The sequence below is a fragment of the Hydrocarboniphaga sp. FW305-C-57 genome (assembly GCF_058783045.1).
The window spans coordinates 1-21,187 of sequence record NZ_JBYSYG010000017.1; the positions used below are offsets into that span (position 1 = coordinate 1).

12 protein-coding genes are annotated in these 21,187 nt (G+C 65.2%); 9 read left to right on the plus strand and 3 right to left on the minus strand.

Annotated elements, in window-relative coordinates; genetic code table 11:
• Nucleotides 1–235: 235 nt before the first annotated feature.
• Complete coding sequence (locus tag AC3WUM_RS23140; RefSeq protein ID WP_492413412.1) at nt 236–4,633, minus strand: DEAD/DEAH box helicase; 4,398 nt, start codon at nt 4,631–4,633, stop codon at nt 236–238.
• A gap of 221 nt (nt 4,634–4,854) precedes the next feature.
• On the opposite strand from AC3WUM_RS23140, the gene AC3WUM_RS23145 reads away from it, so the two are divergent.
• Together AC3WUM_RS23145 and AC3WUM_RS23150 are read left to right on the plus strand one after the other, a co-directional pair.
• Nucleotides 4,855–7,218, plus strand: a complete 2,364-nt coding sequence (locus AC3WUM_RS23145) for a TonB-dependent receptor (RefSeq protein WP_492413414.1) — start codon at nt 4,855–4,857, stop codon at nt 7,216–7,218.
• Nucleotides 7,219–7,307: 89 nt separating this feature from the next.
• Nucleotides 7,308–7,799: a methylated-DNA--[protein]-cysteine S-methyltransferase gene (locus AC3WUM_RS23150; protein ID WP_492413415.1), complete on the plus strand. Its 492-nt coding sequence runs from the start codon at nt 7,308–7,310 to the stop codon at nt 7,797–7,799.
• A gap of 18 nt (nt 7,800–7,817) precedes the next feature.
• Here AC3WUM_RS23150 and prpR read toward each other — a convergent pair whose 3' ends face one another.
• Nucleotides 7,818–9,437 (minus strand): propionate catabolism operon regulatory protein PrpR, encoded by a 1,620-nt coding sequence (gene prpR / locus AC3WUM_RS23155; protein WP_492413416.1) that lies wholly within the window; start codon nt 9,435–9,437, stop codon nt 7,818–7,820.
• A 243-nt stretch (nt 9,438–9,680) separates the two neighbouring features.
• Here prpR and prpB point away from each other — a divergent pair, with 243 nt between their 5' ends.
• The 4 genes from prpB (at nt 9,681) to prpF (ending at nt 15,857) form a co-directional block, all read left to right on the plus strand.
• On the plus strand, nt 9,681–10,565 hold the full coding sequence (prpB, locus tag AC3WUM_RS23160) for a methylisocitrate lyase (RefSeq protein WP_492413417.1): 885 nt from the start codon (nt 9,681–9,683) through the stop codon (nt 10,563–10,565).
• Between the two features lie 60 nt (nt 10,566–10,625).
• Nucleotides 10,626–11,792 (plus strand): bifunctional 2-methylcitrate synthase/citrate synthase, encoded by a 1,167-nt coding sequence (prpC, locus tag AC3WUM_RS23165; protein ID WP_492413419.1) that lies wholly within the window; start codon nt 10,626–10,628, stop codon nt 11,790–11,792.
• A 149-nt stretch (nt 11,793–11,941) separates the two neighbouring features.
• Nucleotides 11,942–14,554 carry a Fe/S-dependent 2-methylisocitrate dehydratase AcnD gene (gene acnD / locus AC3WUM_RS23170; RefSeq protein ID WP_492413420.1) on the plus strand — a complete coding sequence of 871 codons (2,613 nt, stop codon included), beginning with the start codon at nt 11,942–11,944 and terminating at the stop codon, nt 14,552–14,554.
• A 115-nt stretch (nt 14,555–14,669) separates the two neighbouring features.
• Nucleotides 14,670–15,857 carry a 2-methylaconitate cis-trans isomerase PrpF gene (gene prpF, locus AC3WUM_RS23175; protein WP_492413421.1) on the plus strand — a complete coding sequence of 396 codons (1,188 nt, stop codon included), beginning with the start codon at nt 14,670–14,672 and terminating at the stop codon, nt 15,855–15,857.
• 85 nt (nt 15,858–15,942) lie between these two features.
• Here the strand turns inward: prpF and AC3WUM_RS23180 are convergent, their stop codons facing one another.
• Complete coding sequence (locus AC3WUM_RS23180; RefSeq protein ID WP_492413422.1) at nt 15,943–19,245, minus strand: M36 family metallopeptidase; 3,303 nt, start codon at nt 19,243–19,245, stop codon at nt 15,943–15,945.
• 298 nt (nt 19,246–19,543) lie between these two features.
• On the opposite strand from AC3WUM_RS23180, the gene AC3WUM_RS23185 reads away from it, so the two are divergent.
• From AC3WUM_RS23185 to AC3WUM_RS23195, 3 genes are all read left to right on the plus strand, one after another.
• Nucleotides 19,544–19,705 carry a hypothetical protein gene (locus tag AC3WUM_RS23185; RefSeq protein ID WP_492413424.1) on the plus strand — a complete coding sequence of 54 codons (162 nt, stop codon included), beginning with the start codon at nt 19,544–19,546 and terminating at the stop codon, nt 19,703–19,705.
• Between the two features lie 147 nt (nt 19,706–19,852).
• Nucleotides 19,853–20,623 carry a DUF6683 family protein gene (locus AC3WUM_RS23190; protein WP_492413426.1) on the plus strand — a complete coding sequence of 257 codons (771 nt, stop codon included), beginning with the start codon at nt 19,853–19,855 and terminating at the stop codon, nt 20,621–20,623.
• Between the two features lie 165 nt (nt 20,624–20,788).
• Nucleotides 20,789–21,181, plus strand: coding sequence for a YMGG-like glycine zipper-containing protein (locus AC3WUM_RS23195; protein ID WP_492413428.1), 393 nt, complete (start codon nt 20,789–20,791; stop codon nt 21,179–21,181).
• Nucleotides 21,182–21,187 lie beyond the last annotated feature (6 nt).

Consider the following 21,187-nt stretch of genomic DNA (forward strand, 5'->3'; position numbering starts at 1 on the left):
TTGCTTATTCTGTTAAAGATCAGGGCTTTAGCTTCGCTTCAAACCGCGTCGCCGTCACCAGGGAGGCGCATTCTACGGAAGTGACGGAACCCGTCAACAGAAGATTTCGCCGAATATTGCAATTACATGAATATGAAGGTTTTTTAGTTTCGAGCTGACACGGGGAAAGCCATTCGGGAAGCTATCGAGGGCTGTTATCCGACTAGCTTGGTCATTTTCCGCTCATCTTCGTCGTTTACTGCGGCAAGCGGGGCTGAGCCAGATAGCTGATCGGTTTACGCTGCCGGATCATCAGGTTGCGGATCTCCCACTGATCATGGAGATCGACCGACTTCAGATACTGCGTGTCGCCGCCCGACTGGACCGCGACAGGCACTCCGTCCTCGAACAGGATGCGGTTGCCGGCCACTCTCGGCACTCGCTCACCGGGGACGATGACGCCAACCAGATTCAGGGGATCGCTCGCTCCGACGCAGACGCGCTCGATCGCCCCCTGCCCGGCTTGAGCCTGTTGTCCATAACGGCGCAGGGCCCCGGCCGCTTCGCTCAAGGCGAACTGCTCGCCCGCGAACCCGCTGACGAAACGACCACCAAGCACCTCACCGCGTGCTTCGAGTCGCCGATAGACGTAATGCAGCTCCCGCCATGGCGGCAAGCCGGTTTCCCGCTCGAGCAAGGCGCGAAACACCACGCCGTAGCGGCGCAGCAGCACGCGCGCGACATGCTCGACACGCGGATCGGCCAGCGCATTGAGCTGCGCGGCGGGCTTGCGCCGATGGCGCGTCAACGCCCAACGACCCGCATCGTCGAATGCGACGTCTCCGCGACCGAAATGCCGGCGCAGGCGATCGCGCTTGTCGCTGCTCATCGTCAGCGCCCGCAAGCCAGCGAAGCTGTCACAGCTCACGAGGCCCTGGCTGACGAGTTCGCCGAGCGCTTCTTCGAGCTCCGCGCCCAGCAAGCCACTATCCGCGAGCAAGTCGGCAAAGAAGCTCGCGCCGCTTTGCTGCAAGGTTTCGAGCAGGCGCTCGGCTTTCGACGAAAGCCTGCGCTCACCCGATGGAGTTTCTTCCGCGAGCTGCCACATGGGCAGGAACTCGCGCTCACAGAACAGGATCGGCGTGCTGCGAACCGGGCCGCTGCGTTTCTTGCCCGTGTCGAGTTCGTTCGCCGGCCGCTGCCAGATGATGCGGCCGCTCGCGCAGAGCCGATCGAGCATCATCGGGTTGTACTCTTCGATTCGTGCGGGCAACAGATCGTCTTCCCAGGAAGAAGTCGCGCCGGCGTAGCCTTCGAGTTGCTGTAGCGAGGCAAGCAAGCCGTTGTCGCCTTGATACCGGAGCTCGGCCGCACTGCCCGCGAGCCGGTGCCAGGCGAACAAGAAACGCATGAAGCCCGCCGGTGGCACCGGTGCAATCTCGGCGCGGCGCTTGTCGCGTGTCTGGCGATGGATGCGTGCCATCAAGCGCCGATCGCACCACTCCTCGATTCCCGCTCCGGTGAAGTATCCACGCACGATTGCGCCCTCGGCCTCGAGCGCATACAGACTGGCTTCGACCATTGACGCATCGATGCCAAGCGGACGTGCGAGCTGCTGCAGGCCGATCACGCCGACGAGTTCGAGCCGGCTGCGCAGGAGCTCCTGCAAAGCCGATGCTGCATCGGGCTCCGCCATCGTGACGGCGCGAATCGGCACTGAAGGTTTAACGTGCGGCCAGACCACACGCGCTTCATGCCAGCGCTCGGCTGCAATCCAGAGTGGCTCACCGCCTGCGGGGTGCAGTCGCGTCACCCGCTTCTGAGTGATGAGCGTGTCGAGCCACGCGCGTCCGACCCAGTTCGTTTCGTCGAGCCGGCCGACTCCACCGGCGCGGCCGCGGATCATTTCGCCTTCGAGCAACACGCCGTGCACGACGAGCGCATCGTGCAACTCGTCCGCATTGCGAATGAGCGGCCAGACTTCGCCATGCACGCGCTCGATCGCTTCGACATCGAGCTTGGCCAAGCGCTCGGCGGTCGGCAGATCCATCAGCGGCTGCATCGCGAGTGCGCGCGTGCGGCGCTCTTCTGCCGCGCCATCATCGAGGAAGGCCGAGGGCTTGGCGTTCAGGATCGCCTGCGACAACGGCGACGGCGCTGCGAGGTCGCAACAGATCACGCGAATCTCGCCGGACTCCATGCGCGCGAGCACGCGCTCGAAACCTTCGACGTCCATGGTTTCGTGCAGGCAATCGTCGATGGTCTGCTGCACGAGCGGATGGTTCGGAATCTGCCGCTCACCGACCAGATTTTCCGCACAGGCAACCTGATCCGGAAACACCAGCGTGAGCAGGTCCTCCGAATCCGAGCGCTGGAATTGCGGGGGCACGCGCTTGCCGCCATTCATGCGCCGGATGCCGAGCGCGACGGTGGCGTTCCAGCGCCAGCGCGTGCCGAACATCGGCGCGTCGAGCAGCGCTTGAATGAGCACTTCGCGTGCGGTGGCGGACTTCAGGTAGTGCTGGATGGTGTCGAGCGGAAAACTGTGCGTGGGCCCCAGCGACAGCACGATGCTGTCTTCGAGCGCGCTCGCCTGCAATTCGAAGTTGAAGGTGCGGCAGAAGCGCTTGCGCAGCGCCAGGCCCCAGGCGCGATTCACGCGCGAACCGAACGGCGAATGGATCACCAGATGCGTGTCGCCAACTTCATCGAAGAAGCGCTCGAAGATCACGCAGTTTTTCGATGGCAGAGCACCGAGCATGGCGTATGACGTCGCCCAGTATTCGGCGAGCTGTTGCGCCGCGGCTTCGGCCAGGCCAAATTCCTGCACGAGCCAGCGCGCACAGGCGTCGACGCCTTGCGCGAGCATGACCTCCGCCTGCGTGCTGAGCTTCGAAACCGCAAGGCTCAGCTCGTCGGTCCTGCCCGGCGCCTCGCCGAACCAGAACGGAATGCTCGGCGGCAGGCCTTGCGCATCTTCGACGAGCACGCGCGTGGTTTCGATCTTGAGGATGCGATACGAGGTATTGCCGAGCTGGAAGATATCGCCGGCCATGCTCTCGAACGCGAAGTCTTCGTTGAGCGAGCCGACACGATGGCCCTCGGGCTGCAGCACGACGTCGTAGTCGAATTGATCGGGAATCGTGCCGGCGTTCATGACGGCCGCGAGCTTGGCGCCGGGACGTGCGCGCAAGCGGCGATTCACCGCGTCGAGATGCAGGTACGCGCCACGCCGGCCACGCCGCGTCACGTAGCCCTCGGCGAGCATTTGAATCACCTGCTCGAAGTCCTCCTTGAGCAGGCCGCGATACGGATCGGCGCGGCGCATGAGTGCATAAAGCTCGTCGATGCCCCATTCGCCGCATCCAATCTCGGCGACGATCTGCTGCGCGAGCACGTCGAGCGGACGCTGCGGCAGGCGGATGCGATCGAGTTCGCCCGCGCCGACGGCGGCCAGCAAGGCCGTGCATTCGAGCAGATCATCCTGCGTGAGCGGAAACAGGCGGCCTTTCGGAATCGCGCCGATGGCGTGACCGGCGCGGCCGACGCGCTGCAGGAAAGCGTTGATCGCACGCGGCGATCCGAGCTGGCAGACCAGATCGACGTCGCCGATGTCGATGCCGAGTTCGAGCGAACTCGTCGCCACGAGCGCCTTGAGCTCGCCGGCCTTGAGCTGCTGTTCGGCGCGCAGCCGATGCTCGCGCGACAGGCTGCCGTGATGCGAGGTGACGAACTCGGCACCGATGCGCTCGGCCAGGTGACGCGCCGTGCGTTCGGCGATGCGGCGCTGATTGACGAAGATCAGCGTGGTCTTGTGCGCGGCGACGAGTTCGGCGAGGCGATCGTAGGTTTCGCCCCAGACTTCGCCCGACATGACCGGCGTCAGCGGCGACTTCGGAAGCTCCATCGCGATGTCGCGCTGGCGCACGTGGCCGGTGTCGACGATCGTCACCGCCTCGTCGCGTTCGCCGATCAGGTAACGCGCCATCGCTTCGAGCGGCTTGACCGTCGCCGACAGGCCGATGCGCGTGAACGGGCGATCGCACAGCGCCGCGAGCCGTTCGAGCGTGAGCATCAGGTGCGCCCCGCGTTTGCCACCGGCGACCGCGTGCAGTTCGTCGATGATCACCGAGCGCACGCAGCGCAGCATCTCGCGGCCGGCCTGAGAGGTCAGCAGGATGAACAGCGACTCCGGCGTGGTCACCAGAATGTGCGGCGGCGTCTTGCGCATGCGCTCGCGCTCGAACATCGGCGTATCGCCGGTACGCACCGCGTCGCGAATACCGACGTCCGGCAGGCCCATGGCCGCGAGTTCGGCGCGGATGCCGCTCAGCGGCTCCTGCAGGTTCTTCTGGATGTCGTTCGACAGCGCCTTGAGCGGGGACACATATAAGACGTAGACGCGATCCCGCAGCGGTTGCTCGAGCCCCTCTTCGACGAGTTCATTGATCGCGGCGAGGAACGCGGCGAGCGTCTTGCCCGAGCCGGTCGGAGCCGCGATCAGCGCGTGCCGCTGCTGCGAGGTGACCGCCCAGGCGCGCTGCTGCACCTCGGTAGGCTGGCCGAAGCGGGAATGGAGCCATCGGGTGACGGCGGGATGGAACGGGCCATCCCGGCCTTGCCGCTGGGCGGCGAGATCGAGCCGGTATTGCATGGTTCCGATTATGCGCCCGCCATCCTCGCAGCCAAGACGTGCGGCCCTTCGCTTTTCGCCAGTGGCTCTTTAGATAGCTCGATAAGTTATTTCTCGAAAAGTTCTTAGATACCTAGAGTGCGCGCCCAGTAGGAAGATCATTTTTATTGGGGAATGGCACTTTGAAATACCAAAAAGTTATTACTAAAGAATTCGCGAACCGGGCTCCGTCGCTCGTCTCGATGGCCTCGGTCGCCGTGCTGTCCCTCTGGGCTACGCCGGGTTTCGCCCAGGAAAGCGCTGCGGGCGATCTCGAAGTCGCCGTCGCCCCGCAGGCGGCGCAGGCTTCTTCGCAGGTCGAAGAGATCCTGGTGACGGCACGCCGTCGCGAGGAAAGCGTGCAGGAAGTGCCGATTCCGATCTCGGTCGTCGACGACGCCCTGCTGACGCAGACCGGCGCCTTCAACGTGAACCGACTGAAGGAGCTGATTCCGACGGTGCAGTTCTACTCCACCAACCCACGCAATTCGGCGATCAACATTCGCGGCCTCGGTGCGCCATACGGCCTGACCAACGACGGCCTGGAACCGGGCGTCGGCCTCTACGTCGACGGCGTGTTCAACGCGCGACCGGCGGCCGCGACGCTGGACTTCATCGACGTGCAGCAGATCGAAGTGCTGCGGGGCCCGCAGGGCACGCTGTACGGCAAGAACACCACGGCCGGCGCGATCAATGTCACGACCAAGAAACCGAGCTTCACGCCCGAAACCCAGATCGAGCAGTCGTTCGGCAACTACGGCTTCATCCAGTCCAAGGCCTCGATCACCGGCCCGCTGAGCGACAAGCTCGCGGCGCGCCTGTCGGTCGCGGGCACCCAGCGCGACGGCTTTCTGCACAACGTCGCCACCGATGACGATCTCAACGATCTGAACAACCTCGGCTTCCGCGGCCAGTTGCTCTACAACGCGAGCGACGACCTGCAGTTCATCCTGGCCGGCGACCTCACGCGCCAGCGTCCCGAAGGCTATGCCCAGGTCTACGCCGGCGTCGCGCCGACACTGCGCGCGCCCAACCGCCAGTACGCCGCGATCACCGCCGACCTCGGCTACACGGTGCCGAGCACCAACCCGTTCGATCGCCTGACCGACACCGACACCGCCTGGCGCTCGCGCCAGGACATGGGCGGCATCTCGCTGACGGCCGACTACAAAACCGCCATCGGCCAGCTGACCTCGATCACCGCCTGGCGCTTCTGGAACTGGGATCCGTCGAACGACCGCGACTACCTGGGCCTGCCGATCACCACGATCTCGGCCGCTCCGTCGACCCAGAAGCAGTGGACCCAGGAAATTCGCCTGGCCGGCGACATCACGCCGAGCCTGAACTACGTCGTCGGCGTGTTCGGCTTCTATCAGAACATCAAGTCCGACCCGGTCCACGTGCAGGAACAGGGCGCCGCCGCTGCGCGCTTCCTGTTGAACCCGAGCGCCGCGGGCTATCGCCCCGACCTGCTCGACGGCTACGGCCAGAACACCAGTATCGACTTCGATACCGAGAGCGCGGCGCTGTTCGGCCAGCTCGACTGGACCATCACCGAGAAGCTGCACCTGCTGCCGGGCCTGCGCCTCAATTACGACAAGAAGAAGATGGATTTCGCGGCCACCACCTACGGCGGCCCGGCGAACCCGACGCCCGCGGAAATCGCGCTGCTGCGCAGCGTGCTGTCGCCGCAGGCCTACCAGGCCGACGTCGATGACACCAACGTCTCCGGCCAGCTGACGCTCGCCTACTCGATCACCGACACCATCAATACCTACGCGACCTACGCCAAGAGCTACAAGTCGGTGGGCATGAACAGCGCGGCGCTACCGACCGACGCCGCCGGCAATCCGGCACTCGACGCGGCGACCGTGAAGCCCGAAGACGTCAACCACTACGAGGCCGGCATCAAGACGCAGCCGTTGCCTGGCGTGACCGCGAATCTGTCGATCTTCAATACCGACATCGAAGACTTCCAGGCGCAGGTTCAGAACAATGCGGTCGGCGCCCTGCGCGGCTATCTCGCCAATGCCAAGAAGGTGCGCGTGCGCGGCGTCGAGTTCGACAGCAGCGCGCGCGTCGGTGCCTTCAACCTGTTCGCGAATGCGGCCTACACCGACGGCGAATACCGCTCGTTCAAGGATGCGCCGGCTCCGCTCGAGCGCAGCGGCGGCAGCGATCCGCTGACCCAGGTCGTCGACGCTTCCGGCACGCGTCTGCCCGGCATCTCGAAGTGGGCCGGCTCGCTCGGCGGCGAATACGTCATCGCCGGCCACCTGCTCGGCCGTGGGGGTGATTTCTTCGTCGGCGGTGACGCCAGCTCGCGCTCGGACTTCTCGTCGGCCGCGACCGAATCGGCCTACCTGAACGTCGGCGGTTACACGCTGTACAACGCCCGCGCCGGCTTCCGCGCCAACGACGGCTGGGAAATCACCTTGTGGGGCCGCAACCTGACCGACAAGGACTACTTCGAACTGCTGGCCGCCGCCTCGGGCAGCACCGGTCTCTACGTCGGCCAGCCGGGCGATCCGCAGACCTACGGCGTGACCCTTCGCGCCAAGTTCTAAGCCGGTTTCGAGGTTTCCAGAGCTTTACCCGCCGGGGCCGGGATGCCGCTATGGCATCCTGCGCCCCGGTTTTTTCGTTGGACCCGGAAATGAGCAGCGCCCTGTTCGCATCGACACTCGACAGCCCGGTCGGCGAGCTGCTGCTGCTCGCCGACGAGGTAGGGCTGCGCGCGCTGTACATGGAATATCGGCGCTATCCGCCCGAGGAGGCCGACTGGCGACGCGACGAGGCCCGCTTTGCCCGAGCCAAGCAGCAGTTGCGCGCCTACTTCGCCGGCGAGCTGCGCGACTTCGATCTGCCACTGTCGATCATTGGCAGCGCGTTCCAGAAACGCGTCTGGGAGGAGCTGCTCAGGATCCCGTACGGCCAGACCGTGAGCTACGGCTCGCTCGCGAAAATACTCGGCGACGCCAAGGCCTCACGCGCGGTGGGGCTGGCGAACGGGCGCAATCCGATCAGCATCATCGTGCCTTGCCATCGCGTGGTCGGCAGCACCGGCTCGCTGACCGGCTACGGCGGCGGAATCGAGCGCAAGCGCTGGCTGCTCGCGCACGAAAGCGGTGAAGCCCAGCTGTTCTGATCGCGCCTTGCAATCGGCTCATCCGAGCGAGCGCTCGCGCAGCCAGCGCCAGAGTGTGGTGCGTGAAACGCCCAGTTGGTCGGCGAGCTTCTCCCGACTGCCGCCGACGGCGGCGAGCGCGCGCTGCAAGCTGGCGCTGTCGGGCTTCACGACGCGTGATGACAGCGCCTGGGCTTGCAGGCGCGCCGTATCACTGGGCGTCGAAGCCGCCGGCTCCGCAGTCGTCGGCGTGCCCGCGAACAGCTCCGGGGCGCAGCGCAGCAGCAGCGGGCGCGTGATCGCGGACAGCGGCGATTCGGCATGCGCGAGCACGGCGAGGCGCTCGGCGAGATTGCGCAGCTCGCGCAGGTTTCCTGGCCAGCTGTGACGCTGCAGCAGCGCGTGTGCGGGACCGTCGAGCACCATCGCCCCCGCCCCGGCCGCGCGCAAAAAGTTCATCAGCAGCAGCGGAATGTCGTCGACGCGTTCGCGCAGCGGCGCGAGCGCGATACGCAGCACGTTGAGCCGGTAATAGAGATCGCGACGAAAGCGTCCATCGGCGACGCGCGCATCGAGCTCGACATGCGTGGCCGCGATCACGCGCACGTCGACCGCCGTGGGCCGAACGCTGCCGACGCGCAGCACTTCGCGCTCTTCGAGCACGCGCAGCAGGCGAGTCTGCAGAGGCAGCGGCATTTCGCCGATTTCGTCTAGAAACAGGCTGCCGCCGTTGGCCGCTTCGATCAGGCCGACGCGCCCGCCGCGACGAGAACCCGTGAACGCGCCCTCTTCATAACCGAACAGCTCGGATTCGAGCAGCGATTCGGCGATCGCGCCGCAATTCACCGCCACGAACGGCGAGGAACGACGCGCGCTCGCACCGTGTAAAGCCTGCGCGACGAGTTCCTTGCCGGTGCCGGTTTCGCCCGTCACGAGCACGGTGCGATCGCTCGCTCCGTACAGGCGGATCTGGTCGCGCAGCACCGTGGTCGATTCGCTGTTGCCGATCAGACGGCGCAGGCTGAATTTCGCATCGGCGGGCGGCGCCGCTGCGCGGCGCGGCCCGCTGCGCGCGGCCGAGAGCATGCGCGCGAGATCGATCGCCTGTTGAAAGCTCTTGCGGATCGAATCGGCCGAATACATCAGGATGCCGACCACGCCGAGCCGTTCGGCGAGCTCGGATATGAAGCCGGTGCCGACGATCGCGCCGCAGCCCAGTGCGATCAGTTCGGGAACGAGATCGCGCGCCTCTTCGGTGTTCGTGTACGAGCGCAACTCGATCTGCAGGCCGAACTGCTGCTTGAACGCGGTGAACGCCGGCAGATCGGTGCCGTAGACGACCACGCCGATGCGATTCGAATGGCGTCGCGCACGCGCGAGCGCTTGCATCAGGTCGAAGCCGTCGGGCTGCACGAGCACCAGCGGCTTGTCGATGCGATTGCGCAGGTACTCGCCGTTGGCACCGGCGGACAACAGCACGTCGCAGTCCTCGGTGCGCAGGCGCTCGCGAATCAGCGTGACGGCCTCCTCGAAGCCCAGGTTGATCGTGTCGATCTGAGCGCGCCCATCGAACTCCGGCGTCACGTCGCGCATGAGGCTCGAGAGGCGCGTCACGCTGACGGTCCAGATGATCGGGAGGTTGCTGTCAGTGGTTTGCATGTCGCAGATTATGTCGCAATTGACGTTTCATTGTTTCATTGAACCAATATTGAAACATCAGCTGAAAGTCCGATGGATCCGTCCGACGGCAAAGTCATTTCAGATTCAGCCAGTTAGACCGAAGGGACCGGGGGCGACCGCAGTGGCACGAGGCTTGAAACCCGACGGCACCCGGCGAACCTGCGATCAGCCATCCGCACGGTCCGGCCGGCCGCCTTGCTTTCCCAACCATCGGAGCCGCTCATGACGACTTCCGCCGGCGCAGCCTTCCGCGCCGCCCTCGCCGCCGAAAAGCCCTTGCAGGTCATCGGTGCGATCAACGCCAATCACGCCCTGCTCGCCAAGCGCGCCGGCTTCAAGGCCATCTATCTGTCGGGCGGCGGCGTCGCCGCGGGCTCGCTGGGCCTGCCGGACCTCGGCATCAACAACCTCGACGACGTGCTGACCGACGTGCGCCGCATCACCGACGTCTGCGACCTGCCGCTGCTCGTCGACATCGACACCGGCTTCGGCGCGAGCGCGTTCAACATCGAGCGCACGATCAAGACGCTGATCAAGGCCGGCGCGGCCGCCTGCCACATCGAAGACCAGGTCGGCGCCAAGCGCTGCGGCCATCGTCCGGGCAAGGAAATCGTGTCGAAGGACGAAATGGTCGATCGCGTGAAGGCCGCCGCCGACGCCAAGACCGATCCGGACTTCTTCATCATCGCGCGCACCGACGCGATCCAGGCCGAAGGCGTGGATGCCGCGATCGAGCGCAGCATCGCCTGCGTCGAAGCCGGCGCCGACGCGATCTTCGCCGAGGCCGCCTACGATCTGCCGACGTACAAGAAGTTCGTCGACGCGGTGAAGGTCCCGGTGCTCGCGAACATCACCGAATTCGGCGCCACGCCGCTGTTCACGCGCGACGAACTCGCCAGCGTCGGCGTCGCGATCCAGCTGTATCCGCTGAGCGCCTTCCGCGCCGCGAACAAGGCGGCCGAGGCGGTCTACACCTCGATCCGCACCAACGGCCACCAGAAGGACGTGCTCGACCTCATGCAGACGCGCGCCGAACTCTACGACCGCATCGGCTATCACGCCTTCGAGAACAAGCTCGACGCCCTGTTCGCTGCAAAGAAGAAGTAAGGACTCTGCAGCACCGCTTTGCGCTTTCACCGTAAAGACCAACATCCAACGGAGATCAAGATGAGCGAAACCACCGCACCCGCCGCTGGCGGCTTCAAGCCCAAGAAGTCCGTCGCCCTGAGCGGCACCGCCGCCGGCAATACCGCGCTGTGCACCGTCGGCCGCAGCGGCAACGACCTGCACTATCGCGGCTACGACATCCTCGACGTCGCCGCCCAGTGCGAATTCGAAGAAATCGCCCACCTGCTCGTGCACGGGAAGCTGCCGACCGTCGCCGAACTGGCCGCCTACAAGACCAAGCTCAAGTCGCTGCGCGGCCTGCCCGCCGCGGTCAAGACCGCGCTCGAACAGCTGCCGCCGTCCTCGCATCCGATGGACGTGATGCGCACGGGCGTGTCGGTGCTCGGCTGCGTCAAGCCCGAGAAGGACGACCACAATCACGCCGGCGCCCGCGACATCGCCGACAAGCTCATGGCCTGCCTCGGCTCGATGCTGCTGTACTGGTATCACTACGCCTACAACGGCAAGGTCATCGAAGTCGACGAATCCGACGAAGATTCGATCGGCGGCCACTTCCTGCACCTGCTGCACGGCGAGAAGCCGAAGGCCTCGTGGGTCAAGGCCATGCACACCTCGCTCGTGCTGTACGCCGAGCACGAGTTCAACGCCTCCACGTTCACGAGCCGCGTGATCGCGGGCACCGGCAGCGACATGTATTCGTGCATCGCCGGTGCCATCGGCGCCCTGCGCGGTCCTAAGCATGGCGGCGCCAACGAAGTCGCCTTCGAAATCCAGAAGCGCTACGACAATCCCGATGAAGCCGAAGCCGACATCAAGGCTCGCGTCGAGAAGAAGGAAGTCGTCATCGGCTTCGGCCACCCGGTCTACACGATCAGCGATCCGCGCAACAAGGTCATCAAGCAGGTCGCGCTCGATCTGTCGAAGGAAGCCGGCAGCACCAAGATGTTCGACATCGCCGAGCGCCTCGAAACGGTGATGTGGGACATCAAGAAGATGTTCCCGAATCTCGACTGGTTCTCGGCCGTCAGCTACCACGTCATGGGCGTGCCGACCGACATGTTCACCCCGCTGTTCGTGATCGCGCGCACCTCCGGCTGGAGCGCGCACATCATCGAGCAGCGCATCGACGGCAAGATCATCCGTCCGTCCGCGAACTACGTGGGCCCGGAAGATCTGAAGTTCGTGCCGATCAAGGATCGTAAGTAGCGCAGCGAGCAGCGTGGAGGGCCCCAGCGTGCAAATGCTGGGATCCTAGCGTCGCGAGTCTGCGCCGCTGGTGCCTCGCGCAGTGAGGCACCAGCGCTGCGACTCCCCCATGCGTCATTCATTGTTGTTGCCAGCTCATAGTGCAAGCCATGACCAACACCGCCTTCCGCAAGAACCTCCCCGGCACCACGCTCGATTACTTCGATGCGCGCGCCGCCGTCGACACCATCAAGCCCGGCGCTTACGACAAGCTCCCCTACACCTCGCGCGTCAAAGCCGAAAACCTCGTCCGCAAGGCCGATCCGGCGCAGCTAAATGCCTATCTGGGCCAGCTGATCGAGCGCAAGCGCGATCTCGATTTCCCGTGGTTCCCGGTGCGCGTGGTCTGCCACGACATCCTCGGCCAGACCGCGCTCGTCGATCTCGCCGGCCTGCGCGACGCGATCGCCGACATGGGCGGCGATCCTGCGAAGGTGAATCCGGTGGTGCCCGTGCAGCTGATCGTCGATCACTCGCTCGCGGTGGAGCACGGCGGTTTCGAGAAGGATGCGTTCGCCAAGAATCGCGCGGTGGAAGACCGTCGCAACGACGATCGCTTCCACTTCATCAACTGGACCAAGGGCGCGTTCAAGAACGTCGACGTGATCCCTCCCGGCAACGGCATCATGCATCAGATCAATCTGGAGCGGATGTCGCCGGTCATCTACACCAAGGACGGCCTCGCCTTCCCGGATACCTGCGTCGGCACCGACAGCCACACACCGCACGTCGATGCGCTCGGTGTCATCGCGATCGGCGTCGGCGGACTCGAAGCCGAGAACGTCATGCTCGGCCGCGCCTCGTGGATGCGCCTGCCCGACATCACCGGCGTCGAACTGACCGGCAAGCCGCAGCCCGGCATCACCGCCACCGACGTGGTGCTCGCGCTGACCGAGTTCCTGCGCAAGGAAAAAGTCGTCGGCCACTACCTGGAGTTCTACGGCCCCGGCGCTGCGGCGCTCACGCTCGGCGACCGCGCCACCATCTCCAACATGGCGCCCGAATACGGCGCCACCGCGGCGATGTTCTTCATCGACCAGAACACGCTCGACTACCTCACGCTCACCGGCCGCGACGCCGAGCAGGTGAAGCTCGTGAAGACCTACGCGCAGCACACCGGCCTGTGGGCCGATGCGCTGAAGACGGCCGAATACGAGCGCGTGCTCAAGTTCGATCTGTCGACCGTCGTGCGCAACATGGCCGGCCCGTCCAACCCGCACAAGCGCCTGCCGACGTCGGCGCTCGCCGAACGCGGCATCGCAGCTCCGTGGGAACTGCCGGCCGACGGCAAGATGCCCGACGGCGCGGTGATCATCGCGGCGATCACGAGCTGCACCAACACGAGCAACCCGCGCAACGTCGTCGCCGCCGGAATCCTCGCGCGCAACGCCGTGGCCAAGGGCCTCGCGCGCAAGCCCTGGGTCAAGACCTCGCTGGCGCCCGGCTCCAAGGCCGTGCAGCTGTATCTGGAAGAAGCCGGTCTGATGCCGGATCTGCAGAAGCTAGGCTTCGACATCGTCGCCTTCGCCTGCACGACGTGTAACGGCATGAGCGGCGCGCTCGATCCGAAAATCCAGCAGGAAATCATCGACCGCGATCTGTACGCGACGGCCGTGCTGTCCGGCAACCGCAACTTCGACGGCCGCATCCATCCGTACGCGAAGCAGGCCTTCCTCGCCTCGCCACCGCTGGTCGTCGCGTATGCGATCGCCGGCACCGTGCGCTTCGACATCGAGAAGGACGTGCTGGGCCTCGACCAGAACGGTGAGCCGGTCACGCTCAAGGACATCTGGCCGACCGACGAGGAGATCGACGCGACCATCGCCAAGAGCGTGAAGCCCGAGTTCTTCCGTCAGGTCTACGACCCGATGTTCACGTTCAAGGTGATCGAAGACAAGGTCAGCCCACTGTACGACTGGCGCCCGATGAGCACCTACATCCGCCGTCCGCCGTATTGGGACAAGGAAGGCCAGGGCGCCCTCGCCGCGCGTCCGCGCACGCTCAAGGGCATGCGCCCGCTGGCCGTGCTGCCCGACAACATCACCACCGACCATCTGTCGCCGTCGAACGCGATCATGATGGACAGCGCCGCCGGTGCTTACCTGCACAAGATGGGCGTGCCGGAAGAGGACTTCAACAGCTACGCCACGCATCGCGGCGATCACCTAACCGCGCAGCGCGCGACCTTCGCCAACCCGCAGCTGATCAACGAAATGGCCGTCGTCGACGGCAAGGTGAAGAAGGGCTCGCTCGCCCGCGTGGAGCCGGAAGGCACCGTCATGCGCATGTGGGAAGCGATCGAAACCTACATGGATCGCGGCCAGCCGCTGATCATCATCGCCGGCGCCGACTACGGCCAGGGCAGCTCGCGTGACTGGGCGGCCAAGGGCGTGCGCCTCGCGGGCGTGGAAGCGATCGTCGCCGAAGGCTTCGAGCGCATTCACCGCACCAACCTGATCGGCATGGGCGTGCTGCCGCTGGAGTTCAAGCCGGGCCAGAACCGCCATACCTTCGGCATCGACGGCACCGAAACCTACGACGTGATCGGCAAGCTCACGCCGCGCGCGACGCTGACGGTGGTGTTCACGCGCAAGAACGGCGAGAAGGTCGAGATTCCGGTGACCTGCCGTTTGGATTCGGACGAAGAAGTGTCGGTCTACGAGGCCGGTGGGGTCCTGCAGCGGTTTGCAGTGGACTTCCTGGCGTCGAACAAGGCGGCGTAAGTCGCGACAGAAATCGAGAGCCGGAACGGAGCATCGTAGTAGCCCAGCGACTTCGTTCCCGCTCTCGTGCCTGTAGCGATTCCCGCCTCCCCATTCTCAATTCCCGGACATTCCCATGCCCCACGTCCCCCAGATCAAAATCCCCGCCACCTACATGCGCGGCGGCACCAGCAAGGGCGTTTTCTTCAAGCTCACCGACTTGCCCGAAGCGGCCCAAGTCCCCGGCGAAGCGCGCGACAAGCTGCTGCTGCGCGTGATCGGTTCGCCCGATCCGTATGGCGCGCAGATCGATGGTATGGGCGGCGCGACGTCTTCGACCTCCAAGACCGTGATCCTGTCCAAGAGCGAAAAGGCCGATCACGACGTCGACTATCGCTTCGGCCAGGTGTCGATCGACAAGGCCTTCGTCGACTGGTCCGGCAACTGCGGCAATCTCACGGCGGCGGTCGGATCGTTCGCGATCAGCAATGGTCTGGTCGATGCGGCGCGCATTCCGCAGAACGGCGTCTGCATCGTTCGCATCTGGCAAACGCAGATCAACAAGACCATCATCGCGCACGTGCCGATCACCAACGGCCAGGTGCAGGAAACCGGTGATTTCGAACTCGACGGCGTGACCTTTCCGGCCGCCGAAGTGCAGATCGAATTCCTCGATCCGGCCGAAGAAGGCGACGAGGGCGGCTCGATGTTCCCGACCGGCAACCTCGTCGACGATCTCGAAGTGCCCGGCGTCGGCACGCTCAAGGCGACGATGATCAACGCGGGCATTCCGACCGTGTTCATCAACGCGGACGAGATCGGCTACACCGGCACCGAGCTGCGCGACGGCATCAACAACGATCCGAAGGCGCTCTCCAGGTTCGAGACGATCCGGGCTTACGGCGCGCTGCGCATGGGCCTGATCAAGGACGTGTCCGAAGCCGCCAAGCGCCAGCACACGCCGAAGGTCGCGTTCGTCGCCAAGCCGACCGACTACGTGTCGTCGAGCGGCAAGAAAGTGCTGGCGAGCGATGTCGATCTCAACGTGCGCGCGCTGTCGATGGGCAAGCTGCATCACGCGATGATGGGCACGGCCGCAGTCGCCATCGGCACCGCCGCCGCCATTCCGGGCACGCTCGTGAATCTCGCGGCCGGTGGCGGCGAGCGCGAAGCGGTGCGCTTCGGCCATCCGTCGGGCTCGCTGCGCGTCGGCGCCGCGGCGGTCAAGGAGAACGGCCAGTGGGTCGTCAAGAAGGCCATCATGAGCCGCTCCGCGCGCGTGCTGATGGAAGGCTGGGTGCGCGTGCCGGGCGATTCGTTCTAAACCCGCACGCCGCACCGCGACACCCAAAAAGAAACCCTGCTCATCGCAGGGTTTCTTTTTTCACGCCCGCATCAGACGACAAGCCTCACGCCGGGCGAACCCGGCGGCGCCAGAAGGCCAGCAGCACGAACGGCAGCAGCAGTTCCAGATCGAGCGAGCCGCCGCGCTTGGAATTGCCGTCGACCGAAGGGCCGCCCGGATTCGTCGGATTGCCCGGTTCACTCGGCTCACCCGGCTCGCTCGTCTCGCAAACGAACGGCGTGTAGTCCTCGGTGACGCCGGTCAGGTCGGTGCTGTCGCGCGCCGGGGCGATCGCGTTGAGGCCGCTGCCGCGCTTGGCGAAGCCGGCCGAGCAGACCTTGTAGTCCTCGTAGTCGGTCGCGTAGACCACCGACAGCACCGCGTCGCGCGCTTCGGTGAAGGTGGCATCGGCCGGCGTCATCTTGAGGCCGCCGATGATGTAGTCCTTCATGCGATTGCGCGCATCGGCGTACTTCACGCCCGGGCGATTCAGAATGCCCGCGTAGCACTCCCACATCTGGTTGGCCCACAGCTCTCCAGCGTTGTGCACCTCGGAGTTGCTGGTGCCCGGACCGCCGTCCGGCGTCGGCTCGCCATCGGAGATGTGCTTGAGCGTGAACGCGTTCTTCGCGAAGTCGGTCGAGTACGGAGCGCGGCGGATACCGTTGTAGAAGTTGAAGATCACGTAGCCCGCGAGGCCATAAGCGCCCTGGTACTTGTCGTTGCCGCGAATGCGCTTGTCGCTCTCGCGCACCGACAGCATCAACGCATCGATGTCTCCCCAGCCTTCGCTCATCGCGCCGGACTGCTGGTTGCTCGAATCGGTCAGGCGGTGATGCACGTAGTGGAAGAACTCGTGCGAGACGATCTGGTTGTCGACGGTGCCGTCAGCATCGATCGAGGCTTCGCGCTTCACGCGCATCGTCACCGCCGAGCCGGCCGCGAGCTGCGCCTTGATCGCGTCGCCAGCGTCCTTGCGGATCATCACCGACGGAATCTGGTAGATCGCATCGGTGGGGCTCGCGCCGACGCTGATCGGAATGTCGGCGTTGCCCATCGTGATCGGATCGGTGTCCGCGTTGTTGATCACCACGAGCGCCGAAGCACCCGAAGCCAGCGCGAACTGCGCCTTGGTCGAGAAGTTGCAGTTGCCGCGATCGACCAGCGCGATCCTGCCGGCCAGCGAAGCCTGCGGAAGCGCCGGCGGAGACGGAATCAAACCGGTGCCGGTCGGATCGGGAATCGCCACGCCGCAGCCGTCGGTCGGCGAATCGCCGAAGCCATCGGCCGCGAGCACCGCGGCGGCCTCGACGTTGAAGGTGCCTGGGCCGAAGCTCGCGCCCGTGAACTTGAGCGAGCCGCTGTCGATCGGCGTGAGCTGGCGCACGTCGCCGGTCACCGGGCCATCGAACAGATACTGCTGCATGGTCGGCGACGAGCCGTCGGCCGGCGTCGACATGTTGGCGTTGTTGCGGCCCGAACCATCCTGGCCCTGTGCCTTGATCGGATCGCCTTCTTCACCGCCGCGATCGTAGTTGCTGGTCTGCGCGTTGCCAGAGGCTTCGTCGAAGCCGTGGTCGTACCACCAGTCGTGCAGCCAGTTGTTGATGAAGAACAGGTTGACGATCGCGCCAGACTGGTTCGACGCCGTGCTCGGATCGGTGTCGGCGACGACCGCGTAGTCGAAGCTATGGTCCGAACTCGTCGTCGCGCGCATGTCGCCGAGTTCCGGCGTGCAGGTGTTCAGCGGGTTCGAAATGATGCCGGACAGCGGCGTATCGAAGCTGTCGAGGCAGGCGTCGACGTTGTTGCCGAGCGTTTCGGTGGCGTCGTCGGCCAGCCACGGATCGGCCGTGCTGATCGGACCGGCGACGAGCGTGACCACGTTGTCGGAAGCCGGCGTGCGCACGATCGCCGCGTTCGGCGACTGCTCGGGGAACGGCGTGTAGCCGTTGCCGAGCGGAGAATCGAAGGGCTCGAACGGGGCGGCCGCATCGGCGTGCGCACGATAGGTGAAGGCGGTCGCGTCGGACTGCAGGTTCTCGCGATGCAGCACCACGCCGTCGGTGGCCGAGACGATCAGCGCGTAGGCCGACAGGGCCCCGTTGGCGCGGGCGCGCGAGAACAGTTCGACGTAATAGGCCGGAACCAGCTTGCCGGACGATTCGTAATACATGCGACGGATGCGCGGTTCGCGCTCGAACACGTGGCTGCCGGTCAGCGGGCTCAGCAGCGAGAACAGCTGGTATTCGCCCTTGGTCTTCGCCAGTTTCAGCGACAGCGGATTGAGCGTGCCGCCGAGATTGGCCCAGGCCTTGGCGATCGCCTGCGCGCCGCTCTGCGCGAAGCTCGTCGACGGCGTCTCGTAATCGCTCGCGAAGTAGCCCGAAACCGCGACCGGGCGTCCCTGCTGGTCGATCAGCACGTTGAGATAGCGGTGAAACACTTCCAGTCCGTTGACGGTCTGGCGGAAGCGCACCACGGCCGGACCGCCGCCGTTGTACTGGGCGTTGACGACCTTGGCCTGCGAGATCATCGCCTCGGTCAGGCCGAGCTTCTTGGCTTCGACGCGCAGCTGGGCGCGCGCACGGGCGATCAGGATGTCGCGCTCGCTCGACAGCGCGCCGACCGCGATCGCCTTGGCGCCCTGCTGGGCCCACAGGAAGGTGGAGGTTCCGAGCGGACGATCGAAGATGGTCGACTGGATGCGGCTTTCGGCCACCGTCGGCGTCGCCTTCCGGGTCCGGTTCCAGGTCTGGTTCTGCAGCGAATCGAAATTGCGCAGGCCCTTGAGCTCGGCGAGCAGCGTGCCGTTCGGGGCGGCCAGCGACATCGCGTTGGACTTGGCGGTCGACGGGCCGCTGACGCAGGAGGCCGTTGCCTTCACCTCGAAGGTGGCCTTGGCCGTGTAGGCCGTCGGGCCGCTCGCGAAGAACGGGCAGACCGCGGCCGTCAGCGTGCCGGCGACCGGATTGGTCAGGCGGACGTTCTCTTCGGCCGCCGCGCCGTCGCTCGAGGTCACGCTGCCTTCGGCGTCGGTGACGCTGAGGACCAGGTCCGGATCGGTGGTCAGCACCACCGGCGTGCCAGGCGCCCATTCGATGTGAAAGTCGGCGATTACGGTCGCCGAGTCGTAGAGCCCGCTCGGCACGGTCAGCGCGATGGCGTGCGTATCGTCGGCCGGCAGCACACAGCTGCCGCCTGCTCCGCTGACCCCAGGCAGCGCCGTGCCGGTCCATTCGACGGTGACCGATTCGCCGGCCTTGGTCGGTAGCGTGACCTCGTGCGAGGCCGGGTCCGACGCCATCGCGGCGAACGGCACAACAGCGGAGAGCGCAAGCAGCAGGCAGGCAAATCGATTCTTCACGGCGGATTCCCTGAGTCAGATGTACCGCCGCGGTCGGCCGAGGCGGCGCAGCCTCAAAACCTGAACGATGAGTCTGCTTTTCTGAGCCTATCCGTAGGAAAATGCCTACAAAAGAGGGATTACCCTCAGGATCGCCGCAAGAGTTACCTCTGGGGCTTGCGCTGGTTTCACCCTGATCGGCCCAGGCTTCAGAGATGCTCAGCTTGAATTCACAGCGGGAGCGCTACAGCATCTGTACAGCATCATCCGACGCCGCCCCGCGCGGCCGGGATTTCGAAGCCGAAGGGAGCGAACGGCCATGATCGGTCTGACCACCGTCCAAATCGTCAGCGGCATGCAGGGCACCGTCCCCGTAACGGTTCCGGTGCGACGCAAGGCCTTGAACCAGCGCCGATTCCCCCGGACCGTCGTCTTCGCCGCGCTGATCTGCGGCCTGATGTCGAGCTTCGCCGCGGCCTGATCGGCAGCCCGGCGGCTCCCGCGCTTAAAATCCGCGCTCCCGGATCACCCTCGAGCACCGAGCCGTCACGAGCCGGCAAACGGCTTGCATTAGAACTTCGAGGATCGTCAATGGCGATGGTCCGAAAAGCGCTGCCGCTGAAGAACCATGAAAATTTCCTATGTGCTGGCCCTTGCCGCGGCCCTGGCCGTCGGCTCCGCGAGGCCCGCATCGTCACCGCTGAATCCCTCCGAGCTGACCGATCAGGCGGCGCTCTATCTGTCGGCCTCCTGCCAGAAGGGCCTGATGGAAAAGGTCGGACGGCAGATGCTCACCGCCGGACAGCGCGGCGTGCTCGGCACCAGCGCCCCGCCCTCGGCCTCGACGATTCAGGCCGTGGGAATGGCGCCGGTGGCTTCGGCGCAGCTGTTCTACATGGCCAACGACAGCATCAGCCGCACGCTGCACCAGCAGATCGCCGGCCACATGATGCGCTACGACCCCAAGCAGGCGCCGCGCATCCAGTCGCTGATGCTCAGCGGCGTGATCTGGCGTGATTACGATGCATTGTTGAATCGGCTCGGCTACTCGGGCCGAAACGTCGCCGACGTGCTGACCTCGTACTACATCGGCTCGTGGGAGATCGTGAATCAATCGGTGGTCACGCCCGATCGCTGGCGTGCCGTGCGCAACCAGATTGCGCGCTCGCTCTCGCGCAGCCCCGAGATCATGCTGATGTCCGACATCGAAAAGCAGCGATCGTCGGAAACGCTCGGCATCGTCACCGCGGTGACCAACGCGAATCGCCAGGCGCTGACGATACAGGGCGACCAGATCGGCCTGCTGGCCTTGCAGAGCTCGGTCTACGAATCGCTGATGGCCCAGGGCATCGATCTCAAGCGTCTGTTCGTCACCGCGCGGGGATTCGCGCTGCGCTGAGTGAAGCGTTCGCATTCGAAGGTCGAGACGCGATCGCTTTCAAGCTGAATTGCAGCTGTCCGCACGCTGCAGTTCGATTCCACATTCGCTGCACATTGTCTGCGCAGTCCGGGCCTAGTCTGTACTCAACCTCAAGAGAGGTTCATTGCAGAAAGGAGCAAGACCATGAACAAGATCTTCAAGCCCGCGATTGTCCTGACCGCCGTTCTGATGGCCGGCGTGTCGGCCCCCAGCTTCGCCAGCGACAAGGCCACCGGTGGCGTGATCGGCGCGGTCTTGGGTGGTGTCGTCGGCCACAGCGTCGGCGGCAACCAGGGTGCGGCGATCGGTGCGGTGGCCGGTGCCGGCCTCGGCGTGGCGGTGGGCGACCACTACGACGACAAGAAGAAGGATCGTCGCAACGAGGCCCGCTACTACGATCAGCGCCACCGCGACTATCGCTACTCGCGTTACGACGGCCATCGTCATGACCATCGTCACGATCACCGTCATGATCATCGCGACCACAAGCATGATCACAAGCGTGACCGCTACGAGTACGTGGGCTATCACCGCTAAAGCTTG